The 11,729-nt window shown below is 66.2% G+C and carries 11 protein-coding genes and 2 pseudogenes; 6 read left to right on the top strand and 7 right to left on the bottom strand.

Annotated elements, in window-relative coordinates:
- Window positions 1-84 precede the first annotated feature (84 nt).
- Entirely contained in the window at window positions 85-969 is an 885-nt protein-coding gene (locus tag ACPTTC_RS31645; protein WP_423395334.1) for a patatin-like phospholipase family protein, read from the top strand.
- 141 nt (window positions 970-1,110) lie between these two features.
- Here ACPTTC_RS31645 and ACPTTC_RS31640 read toward each other — a convergent pair.
- Both ACPTTC_RS31640 and ACPTTC_RS31635 read right to left on the bottom strand, forming a co-directional pair.
- Window positions 1,111-1,440, bottom strand: a pseudogene (locus ACPTTC_RS31640) (aldehyde dehydrogenase family protein); the annotation flags it as partial.
- A 205-nt stretch (window positions 1,441-1,645) separates the two neighbouring features.
- Window positions 1,646-2,530, bottom strand: a complete 885-nt coding sequence (locus tag ACPTTC_RS31635) for a helix-turn-helix transcriptional regulator (RefSeq protein ID WP_423395333.1) — start codon at window positions 2,528-2,530, stop codon at window positions 1,646-1,648.
- Between the two features lie 198 nt (window positions 2,531-2,728).
- Here ACPTTC_RS31635 and ACPTTC_RS31630 point away from each other — a divergent pair.
- Together ACPTTC_RS31630 and ACPTTC_RS31625 are read left to right on the top strand one after the other, a co-directional pair.
- A pseudogene (locus ACPTTC_RS31630) lies at window positions 2,729-3,156 on the top strand (FAD-dependent oxidoreductase); the annotation flags it as partial.
- A 20-nt stretch (window positions 3,157-3,176) separates the two neighbouring features.
- Entirely contained in the window at window positions 3,177-3,305 is a 129-nt protein-coding gene (locus ACPTTC_RS31625) for a hypothetical protein (RefSeq protein WP_423395332.1), read from the top strand.
- 70 nt (window positions 3,306-3,375) lie between these two features.
- Here ACPTTC_RS31625 and ACPTTC_RS31620 read toward each other — a convergent pair whose 3' ends face one another.
- From ACPTTC_RS31620 to ACPTTC_RS31600, 5 genes are all read right to left on the bottom strand, one after another.
- Complete coding sequence (locus ACPTTC_RS31620; protein WP_423395331.1) at window positions 3,376-4,755, bottom strand: MFS transporter; 1,380 nt, start codon at window positions 4,753-4,755, stop codon at window positions 3,376-3,378.
- Window positions 4,756-4,961: 206 nt separating this feature from the next.
- Window positions 4,962-7,055, bottom strand: a complete 2,094-nt coding sequence (locus ACPTTC_RS31615) for an esterase/lipase family protein (protein WP_423395330.1) — start codon at window positions 7,053-7,055, stop codon at window positions 4,962-4,964.
- A 331-nt stretch (window positions 7,056-7,386) separates the two neighbouring features.
- Window positions 7,387-8,256: an XAC2610-related protein gene (locus tag ACPTTC_RS31610; RefSeq protein WP_423395329.1), complete on the bottom strand. Its 870-nt coding sequence runs from the start codon at window positions 8,254-8,256 to the stop codon at window positions 7,387-7,389.
- 47 nt (window positions 8,257-8,303) lie between these two features.
- Entirely contained in the window at window positions 8,304-8,672 is a 369-nt protein-coding gene (locus ACPTTC_RS31605; RefSeq protein WP_423395328.1) for a hypothetical protein, read from the bottom strand.
- Window positions 8,673-8,703: 31 nt separating this feature from the next.
- A complete protein-coding gene (locus tag ACPTTC_RS31600; protein ID WP_226199002.1) occupies window positions 8,704-9,099 on the bottom strand; it encodes a winged helix-turn-helix transcriptional regulator in 396 nt (131 codons plus the stop codon).
- Between the two features lie 136 nt (window positions 9,100-9,235).
- Between ACPTTC_RS31600 and ACPTTC_RS31595 the strand changes: the two genes are divergently transcribed.
- The 3 genes from ACPTTC_RS31595 (at window position 9,236) to ACPTTC_RS31585 (ending at window position 11,724) form a co-directional block, all read left to right on the top strand.
- Entirely contained in the window at window positions 9,236-9,868 is a 633-nt protein-coding gene (locus ACPTTC_RS31595; protein WP_423395327.1) for a glutathione S-transferase C-terminal domain-containing protein, read from the top strand.
- A 93-nt stretch (window positions 9,869-9,961) separates the two neighbouring features.
- Window positions 9,962-10,339 (top strand): hypothetical protein, encoded by a 378-nt coding sequence (locus ACPTTC_RS31590; RefSeq protein WP_423395326.1) that lies wholly within the window; start codon window positions 9,962-9,964, stop codon window positions 10,337-10,339.
- A gap of 92 nt (window positions 10,340-10,431) precedes the next feature.
- A complete protein-coding gene (locus ACPTTC_RS31585; protein ID WP_423395325.1) occupies window positions 10,432-11,724 on the top strand; it encodes a TolC family protein in 1,293 nt (430 codons plus the stop codon).
- The last annotated feature ends 5 nt before the right edge of the window (window positions 11,725-11,729 follow it).

Here is an 11,729-nt window from a genome sequence, read left to right as displayed (position 1 = left end):
CAGGGTTTTCATCAGGACATCCGGAGCACCGCACGATCCATCATGGAGAAAGCGCTGTCGCAGCCAACCGCAGGAGGGCGCGCCGTGACGTCCGATCCCACTCCCTCGACCGCCTTCGTGTTCGCCGGCGGCGGCAGTCTTGGCGCCATCGAGGTCGGCATGCTCCGCGAACTGGTCGCGAGCGGCGAACGGCCTGATTGCGTCGTCGGCGCGTCGGCGGGCGCGATCAATGCCGCCTATTTCGCCGGCCGGCCGGATGCGGACGGCGTCGCGATGCTCGCCGCGCTGTGGTGCAGAATCCGCCGCCAGGACGTGATGCCGTTCTCGATGCGCAGCATCATCGCGATGCTGCTGCGCAACCGGCCGCATCTGGTCGAGGCCGACGCGCTGCGCCTGCTGCTGGAAACCAACCTGCCGTACCGGCGGATCGAGCAGGCCGCGTTGCCGCTCCACATCGTCGCGACCGACGTGCTGAGCGGCCGCGAAGTCGTGCTGTCCGCCGGCCCGGTCGTGGATGCCGTGCAGGCCAGCGCGGCGATTCCCGGCGTGTTTCCGTCGGTCAGCATCGGCGGCCTGGAACTCGTCGACGGCGGCGTCGCGAACAATACGCCGATCTCGGTTGCGATCGCGCTCGGCGTCAAGCGGATCGTCGTGCTGCCGGCCGGGTTCGCCTGCGCGTTGCGCGTGCCGCCGCGCAGTGCGATCGCGCATGCGACGCACGCGCTGACGCTCGTGATCGCGCGGCAACTGGTGCGCGATCTGGAACTGTACGCGGCGCGCGCGCAAATCCATGTCGTGCCGCCGCTGTGTCCGCTCGACGTATCGTCATACGATTACTCGCAGTGCGCGCGACTGATCGACAAGGCCGCGGAACGCACGCGCGCGTGGATCGATGAGGGCGGGCTCGCGGAATGCGCGATTCCGGACCCGCTGCGCGAGCACGACCATGCGGCGGCGCTGTCGCATTGAAGCGGGTTCGTGCACCGTGCAAACGCATGATCGACGGGCGCCGATTGCCCGGTTCGCTCCCGGAAATTCTGCGAAGCACCAAAAGAAACGGCACCGTGTGCGAGACTCGGTGCAGCCTACGACCTGAAAGGCCCCGCTTGGTCAGTCGATCACGCGCATTGCGTGGCGCAGCGCCTGATAGCTGCGCAGCCCTGCAACGCCGAGTTCGCGGCTGATCCCGCCGAGCCCGAACCCGCCCCAGCACACATGCTGGTAGTTGAGCTGGGGCGCGTTGATCCACACGAGCCCCGCGCGCACACGCTGCTGGAATTGCTTCGCGAGCTCCGCATCGCGCGTCACGACGGTCGCGACGAGCCCGTAGCGCGTGTCGTTCGCGAGCGCGATCGCCTCGTCATCGGTGCGGAACGATTTCACGCATGCGACGGGGCCGAACACTTCGTCGGTCCACCGCGGGTTGTCGGCGGCCGCATCATCGTGGCGTTGCCGCCCATCGGCTGATTCAGCTCGCGGGGCATGGGCCGTCTCCTTTTTCTCAGGTAAAGCGATCGGCCGATGGTAGAGGAGAACGCCCGCGCGAAGATTTTGAAGTCGCAACGTTTACATCGACGGGGCTCGATGCAAGTGGCGCCGCCGTATCGACGCGGCGCAACCGAACGTGGCGGCGCGGCCGGGCGTGTCAGCGCGGGACGGCCGGCGGCGCGGCGCCGTCGTGCGGGCCGGCGCAAGGGAACACGGTGGCGGCTGCCCCCCACGCGGCGAGTTCGCGCTTCGTGCGCACGCCGAGCTTCGCGAACGCGCGCTTCACGTACGACTCGGCCGACGCGACGCGCACGCCGAGGATCTCGGCCGTCTCAGGCACGGTCTTGCCGGAGAGCAGGTGCTTGCAGGTTTCGTATTCGCGCTTCGACAGCTTCACGCCGTCGGCCGCGATCCGCGCATCGAACTGCGCGAGCGGATGGACGTCGGGCGTCGGGTGCGCGACGCGCCGCACGGCCGTGGTCGACGCGTGCAGTTCGAGCAGCGGGAACAGCACGTCGCTGATGCTGCGAAAGCGGTTCATCTCGGCGAGCGTGAACGGCGGCCGGTCGCGGCCGCGCTCCAGCGCGATCGAATGCTGCGAATAGCGCGTGCCGCGCGCGAGCACGCATTCGTGCCCGATATGCACGTCGTCGAACAGCCGCTGGCGGAATTCGCCGGGCGGGATCGCCGCGATGTCGCGCACCACGAGCATCGTGCCCGTCTTGCCGCGCAGCCCGGCGAACAGCGGGTCGCTGTCGAGAAAGCGCTCGTAGTAGAGCGTCATCACGGCGGAGATTTCGGCGGATGCGGTATCGATGCCGCTGCTGCCGATCCATTCGCATCGGTAGCCGGTGGGCATCGAGCCGTCGACGCGCGAGCGTTCGACGTGCGCGACGTCGAGCGGCACCACGTCGTTCAGCAGTTGCGTGAGGCGCGGCACGAAGTGCGGCGTGCCGACCGTCTCGATCAGCTCGCCCAGCGCCTTGAACGACACGTTGAAGCGGTCGTTGTCGCGGTGGAAGGGGTTCACGTCGAGCAGCATGCGGTTCCCCGGGTGAAAAGCGGGCGGATTGTAGCGTCGGCAACGAAAAGCGTCATTAGGGGGAAACACCGCCGGTTGTCCTGCCGACCCGTTCGCCCCGGAAAACGCCGCTTGTGCCCCCCGAAAGGGGGCATACCGGGGCAGTGTAAATGAGTAACTTTGTCCGTGCTTTTTTCAATCAAGAGTCGAAAGATTCGGATGACCAAACTGAATTCGCCGCTGTTCGCCGGCGCGCCGTGGTCGCGCAACCGCAGCGGCATCGCGCATCCGGCGAAGCTTGCGTGGGGGCTGAAGCGTGCGGCGCTGAAGCTCGGCGTGAAGCGGTACGAGCACACGCCGCTCGTGACCGCGACCACGTGCTCGCGACCGAGCCGCTGACCGGCGAGCAACTCGCGCGGCTCGGTGTTCGCGAAGCGCCATCTCGGCGACAAGGCCGTGTTCGCCGCCGGCGATACGGGCTACGGCGTCGCGGCGAGCCGGTTCGGCGCTTTCATGGGGCTGAACCTCCTTCGACCGAGACGGCCCCGAGCGCCAAGCTCGACATCGCGAACCAGAGCCCGAGCTGCATCCCGCCCGGGCCGATGCGTTGGGGCGCCGCGAAGATCACGTTTCATGCGTTCGACGGACCGCGCAGGACGCGATCGACATGGCGCGCACTGCACGCGTGAGCGCGTCGACGCTGCCGACCGTCGCCATCGATACCGACGCGTGCGTGCTCGACTACGTGGCCGGCAATCCGCACGATCTCGCGCGCGACGGGGCCCGGCGGTTCTGACGCGGCGCGCGGCGCGCAGCCAGCGGTAGCGGTTACGCAGGGCGGCATGCACGTGCCGCCCGCGCGACGCTCATGCGTCGATGCGCTCGACCTTGCCGACGAGCAGCCCGTACGACAGGCTGCCCGCAAGCGCCATCGCGGCGATGTAGGTGATCGCGCGCGAGAAGTCGGCGCCGTTCACGAGCAGCCCGATCACGATCGGCGTCGCGATCGCGGACAGGTTGCCGATCAGGTTGAACACGCCGCCCGTGAGGCCGAGCAGCCGCGCGGGCGCGAGCCCCGACACCAGCGACCACGTGATCGACGCGAAGCCGTTGCCGAAGAACGCGATCGTCATGAACGCGATCACCCAGCCGGTCGACGTGACGTAGTTCGCGCCGATGATGCAGGTCGAGATCAGCAGGCCCGAGATGATCGGCAGCTTGCGCGCGAAGCCCTGCGAGGCGCCGCGGCGCATCAGCCAGTCCGACAGCACGCCCGAGCACAGCACGCCGACGAATGCGGCGAGGAACGGCAGCGACGCGAGGAAGCCCGACTTGATGAAGTCCATCCCGCGATACTTGACGAGGTAGGTCGGGAACCACGTGAGGAAGAACCACAGCGTCGAGTTCAGCGCGAACTGGCCGAGATAGATGCCCCACAGCTTGCGCCGGCCGAGCACGACGCCGAGATCGCGCCACGTCGACGGCGCGCGTTCGCCGCGCGCCGCGATACGGTCTTCGAGATCGACGAGGCCGCCGCCGTCGCGGATCAGCGCGATCTCGGCCGCGTTGACGCCGCGAAACGCGCGCGGCTCGCGGTACACCGCATACCAGATCGCGGCCCAGGCGACGCCGGCGAGGCCGGTCGCGACGAACACCATGTGCCAGCCGAGATGCACCTGCAGCCATGCGAGCACCGGCGTGAGGAACGCGAGGCCGACGAACTGCCCCGACGTATAGCCGCCAATCGCGCTCGCGCGCTCGCGGGTCGGGAACCAGGTCGTCACCACGCGGTTGTTGATCGGGTAGGCCGGCGCTTCGAGCGCACCGACCGCGAGGCGCAGCACGATCAGCCCGACGAACGAACCCGCGAAACCGAGCAGCAGCGTCGCGGCCGACCACAGCGCGAGCGCGCCGGCATACAGCACGCGCGGCGACACCTTGTCGACGAGCCAGCCGCCCGGGATCTGCATCAGCGCGTAGGTCCAGCCGAATGCGGAGAACACGAGGCCTGCACGCACCGGATCGATGTTCAGTTCCTTGAACAGCGCGGGCGCGGCGATCGACAGGTTGCTGCGGTCGAGATAGTTGATCACGACCGTGACGAACAGCAACGCGAGGATCAGCAGCCGCTTGCGGCTGGGCTGTGTGGCTGCTGCTGCGTGGGCGACGGATTCGGGCGAGATATCGGCGCGCGTGTGCGGCCGCTCCTGCGGGTTGGCATGGGTGCGTGACGCGGATTGGGCCACGGTTGTCTCCTGTGTTCTTTGCCCGGCTGGCGCCCGTGAGCGGGGCGGCCGAATCGGATGGCGTTGCGGCGAACGTTAGAGCCGTGGGGTGAAACGCGTCAACATTTGGAAAGGCATCCCTATTAATGGGATGCCTGGCGTTCAATATGTGGGATTCGTGTGCTGGCGATCCCATGCCGGCACATGGTTGCGTCTGCGTGCGGGTGCTATTTCTTGCAATAGTCGTCCGAGTCGAAGCAGAAGAGGACGCCTGCCCTGTCGTTGCACGGGCGTTTCAGCGCGTCGCTGGAAAAGGCATCGTATGCGGCGGCGGTCTTCAGCAACGGGGATGCGGAGCGACAATACCCGGCCTCGTACAGTGCTCGTGCCTTGGTGGCCGTGAGTTGGCCGGTCAGTGCGGCGAGCTTGGGTTTGTCGACAGGAGAGCTTGCTTGAATGTCGTGGCTGGCGTCGATCGCCAGTTTCAGCGAATGGGCGGCCGCAAGCCAGTCGTGCTGCTCGGCGAGCGCGAGACCTTTTTGTCCCTGGGCAAAGACGAAATTCGGATTGGTCTTGTCGAGCGTGCGGGCAACGCTGTCGAAATTGACCACTGCCGCCAGCGTTTTGTATTGCGGTGCCTGGGCTTTGATGTTCGCCAGCGCGGCGTCGAGCGTTTTGTCGCATGGCCGTGTCGCGCAGACGAGCGCGCTGAAACGATTGGCGCTGTCGATGGCGAGCCGGGTCGACGCATCGAGCTGCATCGCGGAATCCGGCAGGACAGTCGCGGGGGCCAGGGCAGTCTGCACCGCCGACGCGTCGATCCGCGAGCCACCCGCGGCGACGTAGGCCGAAAGCCATTGCGGGTGCGCGGTGCTTTCCTGCGCGATGGTCGTGGCGACGATCGTGTCGAGTATGTTCGGCAGATGGATGTCGAGGAAGTCACGCTGGAAGCCGGGATCGGCCGGTAGGTCGCCGTGAGGGCTCAGCAAGCCGGTCGTGTTGGAAAACATGTCTTGGGGCGCGGATGCGAGATTCGCACTGGTGAGCGGCACGCGACCGTCGCCCTGCACGGTGTCCCAACCGTCCTTGCTGCGGTCCGATTGCGCGAGGATCGTCGTTTTGTGCGCGTCGACCAGCGTTTCGCGCTGGTTGGGCACTTCGTAGTACACCGAGTAGTAGAGCCATACAGGCACGTCGAGCGGGGCGGCGACGAAACCGCTGCGAAAATCGCGTGCCTTGGCGAGGACGTCCTTGTATTGCGGCGGCAGTTCGTAGCGCCCGAGCAGGCTATGTCCGATGGGGAGCACCCAGAACGCAGGATCGTAGTAGCTGACGTTCTGCGTGTCTGCCATGTCGCGTCCCGGACGAGGGACGTGAAGGCAAATGAAATCCGCGGCGCGATTCGACGGACGAGGGGTGAGTTCGATCGCGCCCGGCCAGGTCAGGATCAGCGGACGAACACCCTGCGTGAGGGCAGAGGTCACGTCGTTGACGACGCTGGATTTGATCGTCCCGAGCAGTGTCGCAAAGCCCTCGAGCGGATTCGGCAGCGGTTGGTTGTTGGCCGCGACCTTGTCGCCGACCGTCGGCTGCACGTACCCTTGCTCGATCATGCGGATGATTTCGCAACTGCCGACCAACGGGGAACCGAGCGTGACGAGTTGCATCAACCGATGCGTTGGCGCGACATCGTGCGCGTGCTGCATGGCCCATTGCCACGACACGAGCCCACCCATGCTGTGCGCGACGATGATGATGCGACTGCCGGCCGGCAAGGTGTCGATGCACCGGTCCAGGTCCTGCGCGCCTGAGCGGATATCCCGTCGCCAGTCGTAACCGCATGCCAGGAACCGGATATGCAGGTCGTTCGTGGCCTGCTTCATCTGTCGAAGCGCTTTGCCGTAGAAATCCATGCCGGCCATGCTTTCGAGGACAGTGGGCCGGATGGTGCTGCGGGCATTCTCGTCGATGAGCGCTGGCGGCAGCGCGAGATTCGCGATGAAATCGTCGTAGTGCGTCGCGAGATACGACAGGCTCAAGTTGCCCCAGATCTTTTTCTGAGTGGCGGTATCTTCGAGCGCCGAGCCCAGGATGCCGGGAACGAACACGACGGCAAGCGAAGATGCGACGCCGTCGAGCTCGGATGCAAGGGCGGCATCGCTTTTTGCTGCCTGCTTGAACGCAATGACGGCGGAGGTCGCATCCAGCGGGTTCGTGATCGTTGTTTTCGTGAACGGGATGTAACTCAGGTCAACCGCCAGAGCGGCCGTCGAAAGAACGCAAAGGATCACTGCGATCAGTGCCGCTCCGATTTCGCGCATTGCAAGTCCCCTTGGTCTCAAGCTGCTTCTGTGATTCTTTTCAGTCTTTGTCGAGTGGATTCCGTATCGTCGGCCCACTTCTGCCGAACTCCGAGGCGCGTCGGTCGTGCCGGGTCGATTCGCGGCTTCCGCCATCACGGGAATCCATCAGGATCCGAGCCCCTTCCCGGATGGCGTAACGAGGCGAATATTCATTGATATAGAAGAACATCGCATCCGATGCAATCCGTTATTTCTCCCGGACGTCGGATGCATTTTTGTAAGAATGTTTCGTTGTGTACCTGTTCAAGCAGTTCGTGGTCGGTGAAAAATCCCCGCTCGATATCGCGGTTCAGTTGCCCATCGCTTCCTTCGCGCTGACCCAGCCCTGCACCGCACCGGCGTGCGGATTGCGATACCGCACCTTCAGCCACTGGAAATCGGCGCTCGCGTCGATCAGCTCGACCGTGTCGCCCGCGACGACGTAGCGGCGCGTGGGTGCGTCGTTCATCGCATCGTGCAGCGGCAGCCGCGCCGGGCGCACCTTGAACGTGACCGTGCCGCCGCCGTACGCATCGGGGCGGCGCGATACGCGCTTGCCGTGCTCGTCGTAGGTCAGCAGCATCGACGACGGGCCTGAATCGCCGTCGAGCAAGTCGCGCAGGTCGTCGGGTATCGCTTCGCTGGATTGGTACAGGTACATCCTGCCGCCGGCATCGAAGCGGTACGCATCGGTGTACCAGATCGGGCCGCCGCGGCACGAGCTGTACAGCGTGCGCACTTTCGGTTTCGTGACCACGTTGACGAGGTCGTCGCAGTTGCCATGCGGCAGGTTGCCCGCCGGCATGCGCAGCGGCTCGAACTGCTGGCGCGCGGCGTCGTACAGGTAGATGCCGTAGTTGTCGTTGACCATCCCGAGCGTCGCGTGCATGGCGAGATCGCGGTGGCCGTCGAAGTTGTAGTCGTCCGACGAGAGGTGATAGTGGCCTTCCTCGTCGGCGGCGGTGACGTCGAGCGTTTGCGTCTTGCCGCTCGGCAGGAAGCGCACGGTGATGTGTGCGCTGTCCGCGCGTTCGACGCGGACCGTGACGGTGTCGTCGACCTTGAACGTGAGCAGCGGTTGCGCCGCATGCGCGGCGGGCGCGATCGATGCGAAGGCGGCGAGCAGCAGCGTGGTCGCGGCAAGGCGGGGAAGCGGGCGGAATCGCGAGGTGCGCATCATGGGCAAACGTAGGAGCGAGGGTCGAGGATGAGCGGGCTGACGACCGCCTAGCCGCGCGTGCTGTCGTCCTGAAACCGGTTCTTGCCGACGAAGATCTCCTTCAGCGCGGCGCGCAGCACGACCGGATCGTATTGACCGGGCGCGAGATGGATCACGTAGCGCGTCTGGCCGTCGAGACGCGCGGCGAGGGCGGGTTCGATCTCGACCTCGATCGTGTCGTCCGTCAGGCGCACCGACAGATCCTTGACGCGCACGTTGATCTGGTCGCGCACCATCACTTCGATCAGCGCGTCGTCCGGAAAGCGCGACAGCGCGAAGCAATAGTCCTGCTCGGCGTCGTGACAGTAGATGTTGGCGAAGCTTTCGTCGTCGTCGAGATCGGACGTTGCCGCGCCGATCGTGGCGTGAAGTTCCATGAATGTGGGTTCCTGCGTAAGGGGGTGACGGTTATCGGGTTGAAGGGAGGGTCGCTTCGATCGCGGCTTCCGTACCAGGAGGCGTCCCACCGGCATCGCACGACGCATCGGCATCGCGCGCCTTCAGCCACAGCCCGAATTCGCGCATGACGTCGACCACCGGCCGCAGCCGGTCGCCGTCGGCGGTCAGATCGTACTCGACCCGCACCGGCACTTCCGGATAGACGGTGCGCCGCACGAGCCCGGCGTCTTCGAGTGCGCGCAGGTCGAGCGTCAGCATCCGTTGCGAGATGCCGGGCATGTCGCGCCGCAGGTCGCTGAAGCGCCGCGGCCCGTCGAGCAGATACGACACCAGCAGCAGCCGCCAGCGGCCGCCGAGCAGGCGCATCGCTTCTTCAACGGAACATCCTGTCGCACTCGTTTTCATCGTGCCCAATCCTGGTCGGTAAATTTTTTGTGACTACGGCACAAACGACTGCCGTCTTCCCAGCCCTGCGCCGATGCGAGATATTAGCGCCCGCGTCGCGGCGAATCGATACATGGACAACCCACGAAGGACACGCATGAAGCTCTATCACGCTCCCGGAAGCTGCTCCCAGGCCATCTGCATCGTGCTGCGCGAAGGCGGCATCGAGGCCGAGATCGTCAAGGTCGACGCGCGCAAGCATGTCATTGAAGACGGGCGCAATTACTACGAGGTGACCGAACTCGGCTACGTGCCGCTGCTCGAACTCGACGACGGCACGCTGCTGCGCGAAGGGCCGGTGATCGCGCAGTATCTCGCGGATCGGTGCCCGCCCGCCGCGCTCGCGCCCGCCTACGGCACGCTCGGCCGATATCGGCTGATGGAGTGGCTGAACTTTCTCACGGCGGAAATCCACAAGGGTTTCATTCCGCTGCTGTACGCGGTGCAGGCGGGGCAATACGTCGATCCGGCGAGAGCGAAGCTCGACAGCCGTTTCGCGTGGATCGACCGGCAGCTCGACGGCAACGCGTTCCTGACCGGCGACACGTTCACGGTCGCCGATGCGTACCTGTTCGCGCTGACGGGGTGGGGCAAGGCCGAATGGATGCGGTCGGTGTACCACGCGGATATCGACCTGACCCGGTATGCGCATCTACGTGCGTGGTACGAGCTGGTGCGGGCGCGGCCCGCGGTGCAGGCGGTACTGGAAGCCGACGGGCTCGCGCGGTAGCGTGTTGCGGCGGCACCGGTGGCGGAGTCGGCCCGCCGTTTCGCCGAACCGACTCGCCGCCACAAAGCAAAACCCCGCGCTATAATCCCCGCCATGAAATTCCTCCGGACCATCCTGCTGCTGCTGCTCTGCGCGGTGCTGCCCATCAGCGGGCTGGCAGCCAGCGGCCTGGCCGGGGAATGTCCGATGATGCAGCAGGGCATGTCGATGGACATGAACGCTGGCATGTCCGCCGACATGCCGGGCTGCGATTCGATGAAGTCGTCGCCCACCGACACGTCTCACGCGAAGGCGAAGGGCATGTCCTGCAAGCTGACGGCGCAATGCCAGTTCGGCAGTCTCTATCATCCGGCCGCTCGCGCCGACGTCAGTCGTCCCGCTGCATACGCCCGTACCGTCGCGTTCCACTACGCGCAAATTCTCCCGGTCCGCGATCCGAACGGATTGTGGCGCCCTCCACGCATCAGCTGATCCCGATCCGATAGGTTCGCCGCATTCGCGGTGAGGTTCGTCCTGTATCAGGACGTGGAATCCCTATGGGGTTCCGCCGTTGGGGTTAAACCATGTCATTCCATCTCGGCACGCCGCCTGCGCGGCGTGCGCGTCGGCGCGCGCCCATGCTTTGGGCGGCGCTGCTGGTTGCGGGCGCCGTTCACGCGCAGCAACCGTCTTTCACGCTGGACGCCGCGCTGCAGTCCGCCACCGATCATTCGGCTTCGATGCAGGCCGCCCAGGCGTCGGTGCGCGCCCGCTCGGAGTCGGCCGTGAAGGCCGGCCAGCTGCCCGACCCGATGCTCAAGGCAGGCATCGACAACCTGCCGGTCAATGGCGGCCAGCGCTTCACCATCGGCCAGGACTTCATGACGATGCGCCGCATCGGCATCGAGCAGGAGTGGGTGTCCGGCGACAAGCGGCGCCTGCGCTCGGCGCTCGCCAACGAGCAGGTCGGGCGCGAGCGCGCCGGCTATCTCGCGCAGCTCGCGAGCGTGCGCCAGCAAACCGCGACGGCGTGGCTGAACGCCGTCTACGCGAAGCAGGCGCTCGCGCTGCAGCAGGCGTTGCTCGATCACATGAACCATGAGCTCGAGGCGACGAAAGCGTCGTATCGCGGCGCGAAGGCCAGTGCGGCCGATGTCGTCCAGGCGCGGGCCATGCTCGCGCAGACGCAGGATCAACGGCTGAAAGCGCAGCAGGTCTACCAGACCGCGCTCATCGCGCTGTCGCGTTGGACCGCCGTGCCGGCCGACGACGTCACCGGCACGCCGCCCGCGCCGGAATCGTTCGTATCGTCGCTGCCGCCGGACGAGCTGCGCCTGTCGCAACCGGCGCTCATCACGGCCGCCGACGATATCGCGGTTGCCGAGGCGGATACCGCCGTCGCGAACAGCGAACGCAGCCCGAACTGGACGTGGGAAGTCGCGTACCAGCAGCGCGGCGGTGCGTATTCGAACATGGTGTCGGTCGGCGTCACGATCCCGCTGCCGCTCAATCGCAAGAACCGCCAGGACCGCGACATCGCCGAAAAGGCCGCGCTCGCGACGAAGGCCCGCCTGATGTACGAGGACACACTGCGCCAGGTGCAGGCCGATATCCGCACGCAGTCCGCGACGCTCGCGAGCGGTCGCGCGCGCATCGCGAATCTCGGCGACGCATTGCTGCCCGCCGCCGATCAGCGCGTGCAACTGGCGGACGCGGCCTACCGTGCGGGCGCCGGCTCGCTCGCGGATACCTTCGCCGCGCGCCGCGCGCAACTGGATGCGCAACTGCAGGTGCTCGATCTCCGGCGCGAGGTCTCGCAGACCTGGGCGCAGCTCGAATACCAGGTCGTGCCGTCGACGCTGGCCGCGGCGCAATAAAGGAG

This window comes from Burkholderia mycopellens, from assembly GCF_964265025.1.
Taxonomy (GTDB): Bacteria; Pseudomonadota; Gammaproteobacteria; order Burkholderiales; family Burkholderiaceae; genus Burkholderia.
The sequence above is the reverse complement of the archived record's forward strand: the minus strand, read 5'-3'. Positions and strand labels throughout refer to the sequence as shown.

Excerpts from the sequence above, each read along its gene's own strand:
- ACPTTC_RS31595 (WP_423395327.1), top strand. The coding sequence starts at position 9,236 with ATGAAGCTCTATCACGCTCCCGGAAGCTGCTCCCAGGCCATCTGCATC.
- ACPTTC_RS31605 (WP_423395328.1), bottom strand. The coding sequence starts at position 8,672 with ATGGAACTTCACGCCACGATCGGCGCGGCAACGTCCGATCTCGACGAC.
- ACPTTC_RS31625 (WP_423395332.1), top strand. The coding sequence starts at position 3,177 with ATGGCGCGCACTGCACGCGTGAGCGCGTCGACGCTGCCGACCGTCGCC.
- ACPTTC_RS31600 (WP_226199002.1), bottom strand. The coding sequence starts at position 9,099 with ATGAAAACGAGTGCGACAGGATGTTCCGTTGAAGAAGCGATGCGCCTG.
- ACPTTC_RS31585 (WP_423395325.1), top strand. The coding sequence starts at position 10,432 with ATGTCATTCCATCTCGGCACGCCGCCTGCGCGGCGTGCGCGTCGGCGC.
- ACPTTC_RS31610 (WP_423395329.1), bottom strand. The coding sequence starts at position 8,256 with ATGATGCGCACCTCGCGATTCCGCCCGCTTCCCCGCCTTGCCGCGACC.
- ACPTTC_RS31590 (WP_423395326.1), top strand. The coding sequence starts at position 9,962 with ATGAAATTCCTCCGGACCATCCTGCTGCTGCTGCTCTGCGCGGTGCTG.
- ACPTTC_RS31615 (WP_423395330.1), bottom strand. The coding sequence starts at position 7,055 with ATGCGCGAAATCGGAGCGGCACTGATCGCAGTGATCCTTTGCGTTCTT.
- ACPTTC_RS31635 (WP_423395333.1), bottom strand. The coding sequence starts at position 2,530 with ATGCTGCTCGACGTGAACCCCTTCCACCGCGACAACGACCGCTTCAAC.